Raw genomic sequence first — 17650 nt, 5'->3', positions numbered from 1 at the left:
AAAGACATTGGAGGAGCCATGAACGGATTGGAATTCAGTGGCACGATCTCGCGGCTCGACCTGCTTGTAGCGGGTGCGTGGACAACGGTGTGGATATCCGGTGCCTCTATGGTGCTGGGACTGTTGATCGGTCTTGTCTGCGCAGTGGCCATGGGTGTCAGCCGTCCCGTGCGCCTGATCGTGCTGATCTATATCGAGATCATCCGCAACACACCATTCCTAGTGCAGCTGTTCGTGGTGTATTTCGGCTTGCCAAGTCTGGGCATCAGGCTTTCGCCAGTCACCTCAGCCATTATTGGCCTGAGTATTTATGGCGGAGCCTATCTGGCCGAAATCATCCGCGCGGGCATCGACAATGTGCCGCCCGGCCCGATCGAGGCGGCCCGGGCGCTTGGGATGCGAGGCCCGACCATTTTCCGCAGTATCGTGCTGAAACCGGCACTGGCTTCGATCTTTCCGGCGCTGTCGGGGCAGTTTGTTTTGCTGTTGCAGTCTTCCAGTCTGCTGTCGGCTATCTCGGTTGCCGAGCTAACCGGAGCGGGCAATGACATTCAGAGCCTAACGGTGCGAAATTTCGAGGCTTTCGTCTTCGTAGCCGGATTCTACATCCTGCTAACAACAGGCTTCCGACTGGTTTTTGCAGCGATAGCCCGAATGTCTTTTCGGTTCAAATATCCGGCGAGATAAGCCATGTTTCAGCAGTTCACGGTCAGTCATGTTCTGTTCCTCGCCCAGGCGACTCTGGTGACGCTGCAACTGGTGGCGATCGCCTTGGCCGGCGGGGTCGTGGGCAGTACGATCGTTACGGCTATGCTGATCTCGCGCTTTGCGCCGATCCGCTGGCTTGCCGAGGTCTTCGTCTTCCTCATCCAAGGCACGCCGATCATCGTGACCCTTTTCATGGCGTATTACGGTTTACCCATGCTGGGGCTGCGCCTCGACCAGACCTGGTCCATGACCTTCGCCTTTGCCATCTTTACCAGCGCCTTCCTCGGCGAAATCTGGCGCAGTTCCCTTGCTGCCGTCCCCAAAGGACAGTGGGAAAGCGCCCACGCGCTCGGCCTGAGTTGGCGGACGACCATGAGCAGCATCATTGTGCCACAGGCTATGCGCATCGCCATTCCACCCAGCATCGGCTTCCTAGTGCAGCTGGTGAAGGGAACCAGTGTGGTTTCCATCATCGGCATATCCGAATTGACCCGTGCGGCGCAGATCGTGAGCAATGCGACCTTCAAGCCGCTGCCGGTCTTCCTCACCGCTGCTGCCTTCTATTTCGCGATTAATTTCCCCTTGACCCTGGTGAGCCGCCACCTCGAGGCGCGTTTCAAGGTCGGCGGAATGATAAAATCTCACTAGGTGGGACAGCTTAAATCCTTTGACAATCATAAGGATGGTTCGGCCTGCCCATCAGTGGTTACATAAAATCACAATCGCAGATGCAAAGTGCAAACCTGAAATACGCGTGACCAAATGGAGGAAAAGCATGTCGTATCTCTCGAATAAACTTTCCGTTTCTGGTGTAATGATTGCTTTGTTCTCGATCCCTCCGGCCATGGCGCAAAGTTCGCCTTCTTCGCTGGACACGATCATTTCCAATGGCAAGCTCGTCGTCTGTACATCCTTTTCGACGCCGCCCTATGGCATAACGGACGAAAACCTGCAGCCTGCCGGGTTCGACATTGCGGTAGCCAACCTTCTAGCGCGGGAACTAGCGGTGGAGCTCGAACTGGTTGATGTGGCGTCTCAGGCCCGCATTCCCAGCCTGACCGCCGGCAATTGCGACATTCTGATTTCCTCGTTTGGCATCACGGCTGAGCGCGCTAAGACAGTTTGGTACTCTGTGCCGATATATATCGACACTCAGACCGTGATTGCGCCGTCGAGTACGACCTTTTCCTCCTACGAAGATCTGGTGGGCAAGAATATCGGCGTGACGCGCGGTTCCACCAATGACACGCTTCTGACCGAAAACGCGTTGCCGGGAACAAATATCATGCGCTTCGAAGATGCCGCTACGGGCAACCAGGCGCTGTTCTCAGGCCAGGTCGACGGCATCGTTTCGGGTACCGCCGCCGCCTTCACGATCACCAAGGAAACCGACGCGTTCAAGCCGCAATTTCCAATGCGCTCCTCGCCGATGGGCGTTGGCGTTCGCAAGGGTGAGAGCGACCTGCTGCAATGGATCAATACGGCGATTATGCTGCTGTGGAACTCCGGCGAGCTTCAGGCTGCGCAGCAGGAATGGATCGGCACTGTCAACGAAGACCTCCCTTCCTACTGGTTCTAGGCTTCCTTCAGGGTGGCGGACTTTCGCGCTCGCCCCCCTGAGACTTAGCGGAGACTGTCATGGTTGCCCCCATCAAGGTTGCAACGCTGGGTAACGCATTTCTCGATCGCATTCTTTATGTGGCCAACCTGCCAGTCGAGCCGAGCAAAATGCGCGTCAAAGGTCAGGTCGAGACAGGCGGCGGTATTGCTGCGACGGCAGCCGTGGCCTGTGCTCGCCTGGGCGCGGTAACAGTCTGCTACAGTCGTATAGGCGCGGATGCTGCCGGCGATGAAATCATCCGCCGCCTACGCGAAGCGGGTGTCCGCACGGATCAGGTCCGCCAGTTTGATGGTGGTCGCAGCCCGCAAGGCACGATCATTGTCGAGGCCAGTGGTGAGCGCATGGGCTTCGGCTTCATGGGCGAAGGCTGGACGGACGATGCGACCTGGCTGGATTTCTCATGCCTCAACGGTACTGCCGCCGTCCTGGCCGACTATAGCTGGTGGCAGGGTGCCGCCGCCATTTTTAGTGCCGCAGCAAATCGTGGTGCAATATCGGTGCTGGATGCTGACATAAATGATCTTGAAGCCGTGCAACGCCTGCTGCCGCTGGCTGACCATGTGGTGTTTTCCCAGCGGTGCCTGGCGCAGTTGAGCGGGCATGACGATCCCCGATCCGGGCTTTCAGCCGTAGCGAAACGCGCCAACGGCCATGTTTCGGTTACAGCCGGGGCAGGCGGGTTTTATTGGCTGGAAAAGGGGCGGGTGCGTCACATGCCAGCCTTTCCCGTCAAGGCACTAGATACCAATGGCGCGGGCGACGTCTTCCATGGCGCCTATACGGTCGCGGTGGGCGAAGGGCGCAGCGTGGAACAGGCTGGGCGCTTTGCCAGCGCGGCGGCCGCACTCAAATGTGCGAAGGGCAGTGGCTGGGAAAGCATTGCCGGTCGTTCGGAAGTCGATCTCTTTTTAAACGGAGTATTATAATGAAAGTTTCGCCCGGTAAGCTATGGGGCCTGCGCCGTCTGTCGGATGACAGCGGGCGCTTCAAGATGTTGGCAATGGACCAGACCGGCCCAATCGTCAATCCAATCAAGCAGAAGCGTGGGGTCGATGCTGCCCCATTTTCTGATATTTCGGCCGTCAAAGGCATGCTGGCAGAATACTTGGCGCCACACACGTCCGCTGTCCTGGTGGATCCGCCGTTCGGGTACGCAAGTGCCGTTCATGCGATCCCGCCGCGCACCGGGCTGATCCTCGCCACGGAATGGGCTACCTGGGTCGTCACCGAAGGCGGCCGCAAGTCGTCCAATATCCCGCAGTGGGATGCTGGCGAGATTCGGAAGATCGGCGCCGACGCGGTCAAGGTAAATCTCTGGTTCCGCTCTGACGTCGATCCGGAAGTGCGTGCGCATCAGCTCGCCTATCTGCAATCGGTCAAGGAAGCCTGTAAAGCCAATGATATTGTCTTCCTGCTCGAATTTCTAATCTACCCATTCCCGCACGAAGATCCCAACCTGGTGGTGCAGAACCGCACCAGAATGGTTCTAGAGGCCTTGTCGGATCCCGACGTAATGGATCCGGATGGAGTGGATGTCTACAAGCTCGAAGCGCCGATCCACGTGCACAACGTGCCCGAACCCGATGGCCCGGAGGCGGCCGACGTGCAGAAGCTGTTCGACAAGATGGCTGGAAACCTTAAGCGGCCGTGGGTGCTGCTGAGCGCCGGCGCCGGTCCGGAAGATTTCCTCAAGAAGCTGGTTTACGCATATCGCGCTGGCGCCAGCGGCTATCTCGCCGGCCGCGCCATCTGGGCACAGGCCTTCGATCAATTCCCAGACATGAAGGCAATGGAAAGCAAGCTAAGGGATGAAGCTGTTCCGTTTATGCACCGCGTCAATGAGCTGACTGAGCGAATGGCTCGCCCTTGGCAGGAGCACTCGTCCTGGCAAGGCAGTATTGAAATGGATCCGTCCGGTCCAGACTTCGCTAAGCTCTACGGAAAGGCAAGATAGTTATAAGAGGCGCCCTCCGTGAGTGGGGCGCCTTTCACATTGGTTCGGTGACGTTCTAAGCTCGGCAAAAAGCGTCGACCAAAGCCCGCCTTCGACATTCGTGCCAAACCTAGCACTCCGAAAACCACCTTTGCAGATCTCTTGGAGATAGGACCAACTGCACAAGCGGTCATCCGTTGAAAACGAATGACCGCTTGTGCAGTTGGTATCGATCCGTTCAGCCAGCAGCAGGCTCCGCCGATGTCCACACCGAGGCGCCGCGCCATCTAACCCCATCCGCGCCAACCATTCACCTCTGCAACTGAGTCATCTTCAACTCTTCCAGCTGACTCGGCGGAACGGCACGATCTCGATGTCGCCCCAAACACGTTGAGTGGCGTAGATCTCCTCGGCGAGATAAGCGTCGAGCGCTGCGCGGTCTGGAAAATGGCATAGCACAATTGACCCGACCATATCGCCGTCATCGTTCAGCATGGCGCCGCCATCGATGATGCTCCCCTCTGCCTTCATGGCGTGGATCTTCTCCAGGTGCGCGTCGCGATTTGCCAAGCGCTTCTCCAGCGTACCGGGCTCGGTATTGTCACGGGCAATAATGGCAAAATACATTGTAATGATCCTCAGGCGTCTGTGGCCTCGGCGATGAACTCGCCCAGTTCCTTGGTCTCGGGGCTGCGCAGGATCTCCGACGTGCCCATTTCGTGGACGCGGCCGTTGCGCATATAGATTACTTTGTCCGCCACCTTGCGGGCAAAGGACATTTCGTGCGTGACCAGCACCATGGTCATACCTTCAGAGGCGAGCTGTTCCATGACGCGCAGCACTTCGCCAGTCAGTTGCGGATCGAGCGCCGACGTCACTTCGTCGAACAGCATCAGCTCGGGCTCCATGGCAAGGCCGCGCGCAATCGCGACACGTTGCTGCTGACCACCGGAGAGCTGTTCGGGATAGACTGTTAGCTTTTCGAGCATCCCCACTTTCTTGAGCACGTCGGCAGCCCGTTCGCGCGCTTCGGCTTTGCCGAGGCGGCGCACCAGGCGCAACGCCAGGGTTACATTCTCCTCAACGGTGAGGTGTGGGTAGAGATTGTAGCTCTGGAACACGATACCAACATCACGGCGCAGCGCCTTTAAGTCAGGATTAGGTGTGTGAAGGCGGTGGCCACAGACCTCCAGCGTCCCTCCCTGAATAGTTTCGAGCCGGTCCATGCAGCGCAGGGCAGTGCTCTTACCCGATCCGCTTTGCCCGATTATGGCTGCGACCTCTCCCTTGTTTACGGAAAAGGTCACACCCTTGAGGACTTCGACCATGCCGTAGCTTTTATGGACATCAATCAGATCAACGATTGGCGACATTGAACTTCCTTTCCAAGATGCGGCTCTGCACCGAAAGGGGGTAGCAGACGGCGAAGTAGAGAATTGCAGCCAGCCCGAAATAGATGAAAGGCTGGAAAGTGGAGTTGTTGATGATCTTGGCGTTGTAGGACAGTTCGGCATAGCCAACGATCAGCGATGCGATCGAGGTATTCTTAACGATCTGCACCAGAAACCCGACAGTGGGCGGAATAGAAATACGCGTAGCTTGGGGCAGGATGACCCACCGCATGCGCTGCCACCTGGTTAGGCCAGCGCACTCGGCGGCCTCCCACTGAGGTTTGGGAACGGCCTGAAAGCAGCCCCGCCAGATTTCGCCAAGATAGGCGCTCGTGTAGATCGACATGCCAGCGGCGGCGGCCCAAAGCGGGGTAGCGGAGGGCAAGCCTAGAATATCGGGGCCGTAGAAGCAAAGGCCCATCAGTACCAGCAACGGAATGCCCTGAATGACCTGTATATATCCCGATGCGGCCCAGCGGAGCCCACTGACCGGGGAAATGCGTGTGAGAGCCACCACAAAGCCCATGGCACCGCCAATCAAGAAGGTCAGCGCGCTCAGGAAAACCGTGTTCCACAGGCCCCAGAGCAGCGATTGGATAAAGATCATGTTCATGGTTGCACGTTCCTCACAGAGGCGTCCCGAGCTTACGCCGGCGGGGGAAAATGAGCTGACCGAAGAGGAAGAAAGCGCCACGCACGAGAACCGATAGGGCCAAATAGATGACCCCGAGCACAACGAAAATTTCGAAATTGCGGAAGGTCTCGCTCTGGATGCGATTGGAGATGCCAAACAATTCTTCCACCCCGACGGCCGAGAGGATGCTCGACGCGAGCATGAGCAACACATATTGACTGGTCAGGGCCGGATAGACGCGTTCAAGCGCCGGACGGATGATAATGTGGAGATAGGTCTGGAGCTTGGTCAGCCCCTGGCATTCGGCCGCTTCAAGCTGACCCTTGTTGATCGATTCAATGCCGGCACGGACGATCTCGGTGGTGTAAGCACCGATATTGACGGTCAGCGCAATGGCCGCGCCAACGAAAATGGGCAGGCGAATGCCCATACTGGCAATGCCGAAGATGAGAAAGTAGGCTTGGATCAGTAGAGGCGTGTTGCGGATGAATTCCACGTAGCCCGTTACAATCCATTGCGCCCATTTGGGCCCACCTGTGCGGATCACGGCGCAGATGGCGCCAATCAAAATACCAAGAACCGTGGTGATCGCGGTCAGTCGTATGGTCACCCAGATGCCTTCGAGCAGCAGGGGCCAGTACGAAAGTACCGCTGCAAAATTGAATGAATAGTTCATTGGCCCCTCCTGCCGAATGGGTGTTATTGAACGCTTTCGAGGATGTCCGCAGGCAGGGCGGTGCCTTGATATTGCTGATAGATCTCGCCGAGCTTGCCATTGCTGAGATTCTCGGCAATCCAGCCGTCTATATATTCTCGCAGGTCCTGGTCTTCTTTGCGGATTCCAACGCCAACGCGGAAATCGCGCAGGATAATTTTGGGTTCGAGTTGCTTGCCCGGATTGCGTTCGTTAATCACATCGATCAGAGTCTGCGCCTGCGCCACAAGGTCGAGTTGGTTGCTGGCGACGGCGGTGATCGTTGTTGCCTCGTCTTCAAATCTTACGATCTCGACATCGTCGGGAACCGCAGCGGTAAGGTCGCTGTCATTGGTGGTGCCACGCGTTACCGCGATCCGCAGGCCGTGCAGGTCTTCCACCGACTCGATGTTCATCGAGCTAGGCGCGGCGATGAAGGTGGTTGCGCCAGAGTAGGGAATGGAGAAGTCGATGGTCTCTTTGCGCTCGTCAGTGATGCTGAGCGCCGACATGATGATGTCTGCCCGGCCCGAGAGCAAAAACGGAATACGGTTGGCACCGTTGGTAGAAACGATTTCAAGCTCCACGCCGAGTGATTCCGCCAACAGTTGTGCGGCCCCCACTTCTGAGCCGACCGGTTGGAGGTCCTCGTCCTGGTAGGACCAGGGCGGCACGCTCAGATCGATGGCAACCCGAATTTTGCCGTCATTGACGATGCGCTCGAGGGTGGTCTGGGCTTGTGCCTGCACCTGGGCGGTGACGGCAAGGCCGATGCCGAGGGCAAAGGCAGATAACGTTTTCAATAGCTTCATTGTCTCCTCCTCGTGAAGCTGACAGAACAATCGTGACTCCTAGCGCGCAATCGCGAAGGCGATGCCGAACTGGTCGAAATAGGACTTGAGTGGCTTAAGGATCTCGTCCGGCAAGAACACGCCATCACGCTCGGCAAGATCGAGCCGGTGGCGGGCCTGATCGCCCGGAATGCGAACGCGCTCAACGCCTGGGCGAGGCGGATTTTCGCGGCAGCGATCGACCAACCAGTCCATTTCCTCGGTAAAGACGCGCTTTCCGCCGAAGGCGGCAGGATCGATGACCTGCAGGAAGGTGTTCATGACCGTTCCGGACAGGTGCTGACGACGGCCAGTGCCACTCAGGCCTTGGGTTAGAGCTTCGACCAGCAGGGCCATGGCATAACCCTTGTGACCGTGATCCATGCCGCCGATCGGCATCAGGGTGCCCTGCCCGTCGATTAGCACCTTAGGATCGCGTGTGGGAACGCCGCGCTCGTCGAGCAGCCATTCATGGTCATACAGACCGTTCGCCTTGGCCAATTGCGTCGAGCGTTTGACTGTGGTGATCGAGCAACTGATGTCGAGCAGGATGGGGTCGGCACCGGTGGGAATGCCGGCAGCCAAGGGGTTAGGTGTAAAGATACCGCGTGTGCCACCGAAAGGTGCCACGCCCTGATGAGCAGGGCCCGAACAGGCCAAGATCACCATGAGTCCGCGCGCGGTAAGGCGCGGCAAATAGGTAGCCAAGGCGCCCGTATGATAGCCGTTGCCGATGGTCAGGGTCACCACACCTTCCCGATCGATGCGCTCAAGCGCAACATCGATTGCCCGGTTGATCAGCCAGGCGCCAGCGAGGCGGCAACCATTCCAGGCGACGCAGGATGGACGGTCGGATACCACCTCGTAAGACCCTTCCAGACGGAGGGAACCCGAGGCGATCTCGTCCAGATACCATGGCGCGATGGCCAGGCCATGCGTGCTGTGCCCGATGGCGTCGGCCATGACTAATGAATTGCCGACGTCCTGGGCCATATCCTGCTGCATACCGGCCGCGGCAAAGAGCGCCACCGAGGCTTCGATAAGTTCGGAGTACGTGAAGCGTTCGCCGCTGGCCTTTCTATCGGGCAGAGCAACCATGTCACTGATCCACCCACGCGGTCACTTCCGGCGGCAGGTCGATGCCGAAAGCGTCTCTATAGATTTCGTTGAGGCTGCCATCGGCAATGCCATCGGCGACCCAGGCATCAAGCTTGTCGCGCAGCGCGTCTTGGCCCTTGGCCACGCCAATGCCCGTCACATTAGTCTCGAGCACGATCAGCGGGCGCACATCCAAGCGGGGATTCTGCGCGTTGACCGTGGTCAGCAGCGCCGGCGCCGTGACATAAAAATCGGCTTGACCGCTGAGCAGCGCGGTGATTGCGGTGGAATCATCTTCGAAGCGGACGATATCGGTGCCATCGAGCGCGTCCGCCGTAATCTGACTGTCATTTGTACTTCCGCGTACCACGGCGACGCGCTTGCCTACTAAATCTTGGAGACTCTCCGCCCCAGAGTCAGCCGGGCCGCCCACGACGATCTGGATCGCGCTATAGGGACGTGAGAAGTCAATGACCTGCCGACGCTCCTCGGTAATCGACAGGGTCGAGATCACCACGTCGGTGCGGTTGGTTTGCAGATAGGGTATGCGATTGGCAGCTGAGGTTGGTACCAATTCGGCTTCGACGCCCCAGTCGGCGGCCAATTTTTCGGCGAAATCAACTTCCGAGCCGACATACTGGCCCGAAGCATCAAGTGATGAATAGGGCGGCGCGGCGGGGTCGATCGAAATTCGGATCTTGCCGGAAGTTTCAATGTCCGACAAAGCGTCGGCATGGGCGATACCTGGTGTCAGCACGGTTGCAGCTAGCGCAAGGCTGAGCAGGGTGCGACGTTTGAAGATAGTCGTCATGATCTGGGCTCCTCCTAAACATCACCGTTGCCGGCGACGTCTCACATTTACGCTATTGTTGACGGAAGGTAATCCGGCTGGCGTCTACCACGCCTAGGTAAGTCCCACTTCGTGAGACTCCGGTGGGCGACCTGTCATAAATTCGAAGAGCAATTGCATTTGCCCTTCGAGCATGTGGGTGCCGTCGCGCGTCGGGCAGCCGAGTTTGGCGGCTTCCCTCAACAATTTCGTGGGAACAGGGTCGGTGATAACGTCGGCCACCACGGTACCGGCCACTAGGCCTGCGGGATCAATTGGCAGAGGATCGGCGGGATTGAAACCGGCGTAACTGGCGTTGATGACGACGTTGAAACCGGTCACATCGCCCGAACCTCCGCTGACCCGCCCCGGATAATGACGCTCCAGCAGATCGAGCAGCGCATTCTCCTTGGCAGTATCGAGGTCGTGCAACATGAGACGCGATGCGCCCGCTTCGAGCATGGACACCGCTATGGACGAACCAGCCCCACCGGCCCCGGCGACATAGACAGCCTTGCCCTCTACGTCATGACCGGCATTGCGTAGCCCTGCCAACATGCCCGCACCGTCGAAATTGTCGCCATGCCAGCGACCGTCTGGCATGCGGCGCATGGCGTTGATGGCGCCTAATATGGTGGCGCGAGGCGAAAGGGCAGCACAATGACGGGAGGCGCGGAATTTGTGCGGCAGGGTTACCAGGATGGAGTCCACATTGGGCATGGCCATAAGTTCCGGCAAAGCCGCATCCAGACGCTCTGGGAGGATCTGTATTGGCACCAGCAGGCCATCATAGCCGACGTTCTGCATCCGCTCGGTCAGCCAGCCGGGGGCGAGTACCTGAGCAATGGGGGAGCCGATAAGAAGATTGATGCGGGTTTTACCGGTGAGTGCAGTCACGTGACGCCTCTCGCTGGGGGTGTTCAATAGAGCTTGGGGGGCTGGGATGGCGGTTTCATCGCAAAGCCGCGCCCGGCATAGTCGAAGCCGTGCAGCTTGTTGACGGGCTGGGACTTGTCGACCGGCGATGCGTAGTAGGCGCGAATTTCGGCGATACGTTCGATGTTATCGTCGAAAATATACCATTCATCCCCCCGGAGGGCTTCGCCAATCGCCGTTTTCCAATGGGTCCACTCGATTACGGCTTCCTTGCCGTCGGGCCCGGCCAGCACCTTTTCAATGGTCCATCGTGAACCAAGCGTCCTGACGCACCAGACCCAACCATCGGCGATGGCATGTGCGCCCCGCCAAGGCGCGTCTGGCAGGCCGGGCGGAAAATAATGCACAGCATCGGGCGTGAAGCAGGAGACCAACCCAGCATGATCGCCGGCATTGCAGGCGGCAAAATAACGGCGGATCAACGCCTCGGCTTTTTGGGCGGCTTCGGTCATGGACTTACTTCCCGTGCTCGGCACGCCAGGAGGCGTATTCCGCTAGGGTTTGCTCATTGGGCGGGTACGTACCCCAGAGCGGCTGACCGGCATCGATCTTGGTGAAGAGGAAACGCTCTCGCATTTCCTGCTCATAGGCAGCATCGGCCAGAACTGGCGCCAGATAACGCGGAATTACCACGACGCCATCGGCATCACCGACGACGATGTCGCCCGGATAGACCGCAACACCGGCACAACCGATCGGGCGCTGCATGTCTATGGCGCGGTGAAAGGCCGGGCGGGTCGAGGCGGTGTTGGCGGCGCAATAGGCAGGGAAGTTCATGCGCGCGATTTCTGTCCCGTCGCGGAAGGCGCCATCGGTGATGGCGGCGACAACGCCCTTGCGCATCAGACGGGTCAATAGCATGTTGCCAGCCGAAGCAGCACGCGGATCACTGCGGCTATCGATAACCAGAACTTTGCCTGGCTCGATCGCCTCGACCGCTTCCCACTGCAGATTATCGTCGCCGCGCTTGGCGAGATCGCCCAGATCCCAGTCCTTGTCCTCGCGGGACGGAATGAAGCGCAAAGTGAAGGCCTCGCCCGCAAAGCTTCCCGCCTCCTTGCTGAGCGCGGTAAGCCCCACGAGGAACTGCTGGCGGAAACCGTGCTTAAACAATTGGGTGGTCAACGTGGCCGTGCTGGCCTGCTTCAGCTTGTCCAGGATGTCCTGGTGGATGTCGATATCGCTCATGTGAGACTCCGCTTGGCGCAGTGCGAGTGTTTGGTTCATTTCGCCTTGGTCCGGCCGACAGCCTCATCGACCATATCGAAAAGCGAGTATTTGGGGTGAAAGCCAAGGATGGAGCGCGCCTTGGCGCTGCTGCCATGGGTGCGCCCGAGCGGCACGGGAATGTGCGCTTCCACGTAGCGACGCCCCGTAGCTTCAGCGAGATAGGGAATGAATTCGGCAAGGCTGACCGGACTGAGGGGCGCGAGATTGAACGTCTCGCCAATCGCCTCGGGCTTGTCGTGGATCAGCAACAGGCCCTGCACGATATCACGCACGTCCACAAGTTCCTGGGTGTGGGGCTTGCCGTTTTCGTCATAGGTGAGCAGCAGTGGCTCGTCGTCGCCCATCAAAGGTTCGAGGACGTCAAGCACCTTGCGCAGTTGATCGTCGCTATTGGCACCGGCATGATGCGTACTGCTCGCCTTCAAACTCTTTACGCGGGCATTCACGAAAAATGCAGCGCCGGAGTATTCCCCGTGGGGATCGATCAACTCGTGAGCCGCTTCGGTATGGGAAAAGACCGCGGTGCTGATGTCGAGATTGGCTTCGGAGCGATTATAGAACTTGGCCATCTCCTCACCCAGCACCTTTGACATGCCGTAAAAAGTGTAGGGTTCATGCGGATGCAACTCGTCGGTGGGACGGTAGCGCGCGAAACGGGTGGGATAGACCTGATCGCTCGAAGCAAAAATCATGCGGATCTTACGGTTCATCGCCTGTTCGGCGGCGGCCCGCAGAACATTATAAGTGCCAACGACATTGACATCCCAAAGCAGATCGCGGGCGGTCGGTTGGAAGGAAATGACGGCAGCCATGTGGAAGATCGAAGATACGCCTTCGACGGCCTGACGCACCGTAGCAAGATCGGCGAGACTACCGGTAATGCATTCTATGCCGCGGGCTTCGGTGGCTTTCCGGTTGGGGTCGTTGGGGACGGCGATGGTCCTGACCTTTAAGCCACGCTGTTGCAGCGCCGTTGCCAGTGTCCCACCGACACGGCCGGTAGCGCCGGAAACGAAAACGTCCATTCTTCTCTCCCCAGGATCGTCTGACGCCGGAAGACCTCGGCCCTCCGACGCTTTCACCTTGAAAGAATTCGAATGCGCAGGAAAGCGCCGACTTCGCGGTCCCGCTATGTGCATCTCACATGTTGGGACTACGCACTAATGGCGAAGCGGTCCATGATGTTGGGGTCGGGTACGAAACCGGTTCCGGCGCCGGCCGGCACCATCATCCTCCCGTCCATGAGGACCGGAGGTGTTTGCAGCCAACCTTGAGGATCGACGAACAAATATTCAAATAATGAATCCTGCGGCAGCAAGGGCGCCATAGCGAGGGTGGCAAAGAAACCCGGGCCAAAATAGGGTGAGTGCGGCATGACCGATTTTCCAAGCGCTCCAGCATCATGCACGATCTGCGCGAATTCGGACACGCCACCCACTTTGGTCATGCTAGGCTGCGGAAACTGCACCGCGCGACTCAATCGGGCAAAATCAAAGGCCGTGCTGGCGTTTTCACCAGCGCCGACCGCCATCCGGGCCGCTTCGATACGCCTATGACTCGCGTAATCGTCTGGCGGAAAAACCGGCTCCTCCACCCAGAGCACATTGCTGGCGCGGAGTGAGGGCATCTGAGCAATGGCTTCATCCAAGGTCCAGGCGCAGTTTGCGTCAACCATCAGAGCAGCATCAGGCCCGATCACTTCACGCGCAGCAGCTATGATGTCCGGCTCAATTTCATGCAGCTTGATATGATGAAAGCCAAGATCTACGGCTCGTTGACAGTGTTGGCGCACCAGGTCGATATCCCCATAACGTACAAGGCTCGCATAAGCTGGAATCGACCGTGGCGTTTGTTCCGATCCCGCCACCATGCTGGCCAGAGATTTGCCGGCGCGCCTGGCCTTTAAATCCCACAAAGCGATATCGACACCCGAAAGCGCGAATGTGGTGATGCCGTAGCGTCCGAACAGATGGAGCTTTTTCTGGACCTCGACATTCCAGGCTGGAATGTCACCTATCACCCTGCCGACAACGCTGGGCGCGATCATATCGGTGATAGCCGCATGCGTGGCGCGGGTGCAAAAGTAAGAAAAGGAGTCGCCCCAACCGACATGGCCATCTTCATCCTCGATACGCACCAGGACCATGTCGAGCGTATGCCAGCGAGATGGCGTGGCGCCGGTGCCCTTGCCGCCGTCGGCAAAGGGAATGGAGATCGGGAAGGTCTTAAGCGATATGATGGGGGCAGTGTGAGACATCAGGCGACCTGGTTTGGCGACAGCGTGATAACGGAAGCCGGGCTGCCGCGCTGATCGGCTTCGAGTTCGAGCACGTGACCCGAAAGCGGTGCGTGCATCAAAGCTTCACGGGTGAGGCCCACTCGGGCACTTGTAACGAACAGGCGGTCATAGTTTTCGCCGCCGAAACAGATGCCAGTCGGCGCGGGGACTGGCACGGCAATGGTGCGATCGAAATCGCCATCCTCGTTGAGACGGATAATGCTCCAGCCATCGGCCATGGCGACCCAGATGCGCTCCTCGCCGTCTATTGCCAGCGCCGTTGGCGAACCGGCGACCTTGGGCAGCTTGGCAAAGATGCGCTTGCGTCTCTCGAGCGGCGCCAACTGATAGATGGCGCCGCGGTCCGGCACGGCAGCATAGAGCGTCAATCCATCGCGGGTGGCAGCAAGCCCCGACACGGCATCCGGCAGCTCGAAAACAGGGTCGATCTCGCCGCTGATTAAGTCCAGCGGTCCCAAAACTGCGCCGTCTGTATCGCGGGATCTGGCCGCTGCCCAAAGTGCACCGTCAGGCATTGCCAAGATCGTGGACAGGTGCAGGTCGATTGCGCAGTCGCGCAAGTCAAACTGGCCATCCCGCGACAGCAGGCCGACCCGGTTAACGCTGGCGATGACAAACCCGTTCTCGTGCTGGGCCGCGCCTACCAGGCTTTCGCCCAAGACATCGAGACTGAACTCGTCCCCTTGCCCTCGTAGCCCGTGCACGGAAGGGGCAAGCCTGTCCACCCAGCACAGATGGCCACGCGCCGCATCCCAGAACGGCGACCCGGTAGCGAAACCTGCCTTTTCGGTGGCCTGGCGGATGTCTGGGTGGCGTGAGCGGGTCTCGAACAGGTATGGGGCCAGCTGGTCGGAGATGCGCCGCGCAGCTTCAGCGATTTCGCGACCAAGCTGCTCGGCGCGCTCCACCGTCATGCGATAGACGGGACCTGCCACGCTGATTGCAGCAATCGGGCGTCCCACCCTGTCGGTCACGGCAGCGCCGACGCAACGCGTCCCCTCGACGATCTCTTCATCATCTGTTGCATACCCTCTGGCGCGGACAATCTGGAGCTGCACCTTGAGTGCGGCGGGATCGACAATGGTGAAGGGCGTGAAGCGCTCCATGCCTTCGCTGAGGATGGCATCCACCTGCGCTTCGCTGAGCAACGAAAGAATCGCCTTACCTTGGCTGGTGCAGTGCATCGGTTTGAGCGCACCGAGGCGTGCATTGGACCGGCGAGAATGGGCACCTTCGAAGCGTCCCAGCGCCAGGACATGACGCTTTTCCTGTACGGCCAGATAGGCTGTTTCGCCAGTCATGTCGCGCAGACGCCGCAGTTCGGCAGAGGCGACCGAGGCCAAATCCGCCGACGACCAGACGTTCTGTGCTAGTTCGAGAAACTGGAAGCCCAGCGTATAGTTCTGTGTTACCGGGTCGGTGCGGATCAAACCGCGTGAGGTCAGCGCAGACAGGATGCGGTAAAGCGTGGCGCGCGCAATGCCGGTGGTGCAGGACAGTTCGGCGAAGCCGACCTTTCCGGGCGCACTTCCGATGCGGGTCAAAACCTCGGTGGCCTTGCCGATCAGGGCAGCGCCCTTGACGCTAGCCTGGGGCGTATCCTCTTCTTGCCAACCAGCCGCATTATCGTGACGCTTTGCCATACCCTGCTCCGATCAGCCTGCGCGTCGTACGGTAACCGATATGGTGCCCGAGAGCTCTTCACCCGGTATCAGAATGCGGGTGCCAGTACCCAGGACACCGCGGTCGTGCATATTAAATCCATTGGCCAGATGAGAGACAGGCTCCACACAGACGTAGTCGCCATCGCCTTTGTGCAGGACCAAGTGGCTCAGCACCGGTGTTGCGGTGATCGAGAGAGCAAGACCCGATCCCGTCTCGATCTCCAGTTGCGACCAGCAGGAATAATAACTGGTGCCAGTGACCAGGTCGGCATGACAATGGCCGACCGCCTGACGCCCCCCGGCGGGCAGATAGTCAAGCCCGATTGGCCAGTTGTACTCGGCATCGTGTTGCACCTGGCGACACTGGGCCACGTAGGGGTGCCAGCCCAGCCCTGCCGGCATGGACTCCCCCGACTGGTTAACCACCGTGAGCGTAAGTTTCAGCCCGTCGGGTAGGAGCGCAAAGTCCTGTTGCGCCCTAAAGGCCCAGGGCCAGTGTTCGTCTGCATCACGGTCAAGTTGCAGAACAATCTGATGTTTCGATTGCGAAATGACCGTCCAAGGATCTCGCTGCGCCGGCCCGTGTAGCGAATGGGGCGCTGCATTCTTGTGCGATGCAATGGTATGCACGTGGCCATTGAGGCACAACCGTCCAGTCTCAATACGATTGTGGTAGGGAATCATGGGGTAAGCACCAGCCTGCGGCCAAGCCACAGGGTCGAAGCTTGTTGCCGTCAAGGGCACAAGCACGTCCAAGCCCTCGAAAGCCAAGCGGCCGATGCGCCCACCAAATGCCGGAATCAGTTCCAGCAGCATAGCGCCATACTGCAAGACTATCCGATCTGACACGCGACAACCTCCCATAGTTGCGGTGAGATAACCGCCCGCGGGAGGCGCCGTCAATGCTGCGCACCAATGCCGTCTCATATGTTGAGATGACTATGTCTGAACGATCTTGGATGTCCTTCGGCGTAATTGTGATCCGTTGGGCTTCCGATCGTGAGACTATCTCTATCAGCCTTCTGCGCTGCAGCCCCGTATAGTCGTACTGCCTTTCGCCGGACCTCCCGCAGCCGTCATTTGCACCCTGCGTCGGTTGCCCTCTGAGACCTCGTTGCGAAGCTGCTTGGGATCGGTGATGCGCCGCATGCCGCGCCCGCCACCGCCCCAGCTTGCCTTGAGCATCAGCGGGTAGCCGATCGCCTCGGCCATCTTCTCAACCTCGTCGAGATCGTCCGGCAAGGGATCGGTCGCCGGCACCACGGGGACGCCGGCCTTGACGGCCATATTGCGCGCCGCGACCTTGTTGCCAAGATCACGCATGGTCTGCGCCTTGGGCCCAATGAAGGTGGTCCCCGCATCGGCACATGCATCGGCAAATTCGGGGCTTTCCGAAAGCAGCCCATAGCCTGGATGGATGGCATCAGCTCCCGAAATCCGGGCCACGCGGAGATATATGTCGATCTGGAGATAGGCTTCGACCGGTCCTTTCCCTTGCCCGATCAGATAGGCCTCGTCCGCCTTGAACCGATGCAGTGCCAGCTTGTCCTCTTCTGCAAACACCGCCACCGTTTTGAGCCCCAGCTCGTTTGCGGCCCGGAACACACGGATCGCGATTTCCGAACGGTTGGCGACGAGGATTTTTTCGATCATGCCGAATTTCCCAGGACCTGATTCAGGTATCGCCGGTCCTTAACTCCTTCCTCCTGATACTGTCTTCAGTTGAACTGAATTCATCCAGCCTTGAGCACATCGCGTTTGAGAGGCGACGACAGCGCCTCAT

19 protein-coding genes and 1 pseudogene are annotated in these 17650 nt (G+C 59.0%); 5 read left to right on the top strand and 15 right to left on the bottom strand.

Translation table 11 applies throughout. From position 1 onward, the window contains the following. Positions 1-18: 18 nt before the first annotated feature. From NO934_RS06490 to NO934_RS06470, 5 genes are all read left to right on the top strand, one after another. The gene (locus NO934_RS06490) at positions 19-687 is read left to right on the top strand and encodes an amino acid ABC transporter permease (RefSeq protein WP_309163026.1); all 669 of its coding nucleotides are present in this window, start codon (positions 19-21) and stop codon (positions 685-687) included. 3 nt (positions 688-690) lie between these two features. Then, the gene (locus NO934_RS06485; RefSeq protein ID WP_309163025.1) at positions 691-1356 is read left to right on the top strand and encodes an amino acid ABC transporter permease; all 666 of its coding nucleotides are present in this window, start codon (positions 691-693) and stop codon (positions 1354-1356) included. A gap of 127 nt (positions 1357-1483) precedes the next feature. Beyond that, positions 1484-2287, top strand: a complete 804-nt coding sequence (locus tag NO934_RS06480) for a transporter substrate-binding domain-containing protein (protein WP_309163024.1) — start codon at positions 1484-1486, stop codon at positions 2285-2287. A gap of 59 nt (positions 2288-2346) precedes the next feature. Next, positions 2347-3255 (top strand): PfkB family carbohydrate kinase, encoded by a 909-nt coding sequence (locus NO934_RS06475; protein WP_309163023.1) that lies wholly within the window; start codon positions 2347-2349, stop codon positions 3253-3255. Then, positions 3255-4283: a tagatose 1,6-diphosphate aldolase gene (locus tag NO934_RS06470; RefSeq protein WP_309163022.1), complete on the top strand. Its 1029-nt coding sequence runs from the start codon at positions 3255-3257 to the stop codon at positions 4281-4283. The genes NO934_RS06475 and NO934_RS06470 overlap by 1 nt, the downstream gene beginning before the upstream one ends. Before the next feature lie 312 nt (positions 4284-4595). Here NO934_RS06470 and NO934_RS06465 read toward each other — a convergent pair whose 3' ends face one another. The 15 genes and pseudogenes from NO934_RS06465 to NO934_RS06395 all read right to left on the bottom strand — a co-directional run. Further along, positions 4596-4889 carry a YciI family protein gene (locus NO934_RS06465; protein ID WP_309163020.1) on the bottom strand — a complete coding sequence of 98 codons (294 nt, stop codon included), beginning with the start codon at positions 4887-4889 and terminating at the stop codon, positions 4596-4598. A gap of 11 nt (positions 4890-4900) precedes the next feature. After that, positions 4901-5635 carry an amino acid ABC transporter ATP-binding protein gene (locus NO934_RS06460; protein WP_309163019.1) on the bottom strand — a complete coding sequence of 245 codons (735 nt, stop codon included), beginning with the start codon at positions 5633-5635 and terminating at the stop codon, positions 4901-4903. Then, positions 5619-6266, bottom strand: coding sequence for an amino acid ABC transporter permease (locus NO934_RS06455; protein ID WP_309163018.1), 648 nt, complete (start codon positions 6264-6266; stop codon positions 5619-5621). Before NO934_RS06455 ends, NO934_RS06460 begins: the two co-directional genes overlap by 17 nt. A 13-nt stretch (positions 6267-6279) precedes the next feature. Then, the gene (locus NO934_RS06450) at positions 6280-6963 is read right to left on the bottom strand and encodes an amino acid ABC transporter permease (RefSeq protein ID WP_309163017.1); all 684 of its coding nucleotides are present in this window, start codon (positions 6961-6963) and stop codon (positions 6280-6282) included. A 23-nt stretch (positions 6964-6986) separates the two neighbouring features. Beyond that, entirely contained in the window at positions 6987-7793 is an 807-nt protein-coding gene (locus NO934_RS06445) for a transporter substrate-binding domain-containing protein (RefSeq protein ID WP_309163015.1), read from the bottom strand. A gap of 39 nt (positions 7794-7832) precedes the next feature. Then, the gene (locus NO934_RS06440; protein WP_309163014.1) at positions 7833-8909 is read right to left on the bottom strand and encodes an Ldh family oxidoreductase; all 1077 of its coding nucleotides are present in this window, start codon (positions 8907-8909) and stop codon (positions 7833-7835) included. A gap of 1 nt (position 8910) precedes the next feature. Next, positions 8911-9720 carry a transporter substrate-binding domain-containing protein gene (locus NO934_RS06435; protein WP_309163013.1) on the bottom strand — a complete coding sequence of 270 codons (810 nt, stop codon included), beginning with the start codon at positions 9718-9720 and terminating at the stop codon, positions 8911-8913. A gap of 93 nt (positions 9721-9813) precedes the next feature. Next, positions 9814-10635, bottom strand: coding sequence for a shikimate dehydrogenase (locus NO934_RS06430; RefSeq protein WP_309163012.1), 822 nt, complete (start codon positions 10633-10635; stop codon positions 9814-9816). Between the two features lie 23 nt (positions 10636-10658). Next, entirely contained in the window at positions 10659-11126 is a 468-nt protein-coding gene (locus NO934_RS06425; RefSeq protein WP_309163011.1) for a nuclear transport factor 2 family protein, read from the bottom strand. Positions 11127-11130: 4 nt separating this feature from the next. Continuing rightward, entirely contained in the window at positions 11131-11862 is a 732-nt protein-coding gene (locus NO934_RS06420) for a ribonuclease activity regulator RraA (protein ID WP_309163010.1), read from the bottom strand. Positions 11863-11897: 35 nt separating this feature from the next. After that, on the bottom strand, positions 11898-12929 hold the full coding sequence (locus NO934_RS06415) for an NAD(P)-dependent oxidoreductase (protein WP_309163008.1): 1032 nt from the start codon (positions 12927-12929) through the stop codon (positions 11898-11900). Between the two features lie 128 nt (positions 12930-13057). Beyond that, the gene (locus NO934_RS06410; protein WP_309163006.1) at positions 13058-14161 is read right to left on the bottom strand and encodes a mandelate racemase/muconate lactonizing enzyme family protein; all 1104 of its coding nucleotides are present in this window, start codon (positions 14159-14161) and stop codon (positions 13058-13060) included. Continuing rightward, positions 14161-15846, bottom strand: a complete 1686-nt coding sequence (locus tag NO934_RS06405; RefSeq protein ID WP_309163004.1) for an IclR family transcriptional regulator C-terminal domain-containing protein — start codon at positions 15844-15846, stop codon at positions 14161-14163. Before NO934_RS06405 ends, NO934_RS06410 begins: the two co-directional genes overlap by 1 nt. Before the next feature lie 12 nt (positions 15847-15858). Next, on the bottom strand, positions 15859-16683 hold the full coding sequence (locus tag NO934_RS06400; protein ID WP_309163003.1) for a hypothetical protein: 825 nt from the start codon (positions 16681-16683) through the stop codon (positions 15859-15861). 276 nt (positions 16684-16959) lie between these two features. Beyond that, a pseudogene (locus NO934_RS06395) lies at positions 16960-17520 on the bottom strand (biotin carboxylase N-terminal domain-containing protein); the annotation flags it as partial. Between the last annotated feature and the right edge of the window lie 130 nt (positions 17521-17650).

Source organism: Pelagibacterium sp. H642 (assembly GCF_031202855.1).
GTDB lineage: Bacteria > Pseudomonadota > Alphaproteobacteria > Rhizobiales > Devosiaceae > Pelagibacterium.
This window is presented reverse-complemented; position numbering and strand designations above follow the sequence as displayed.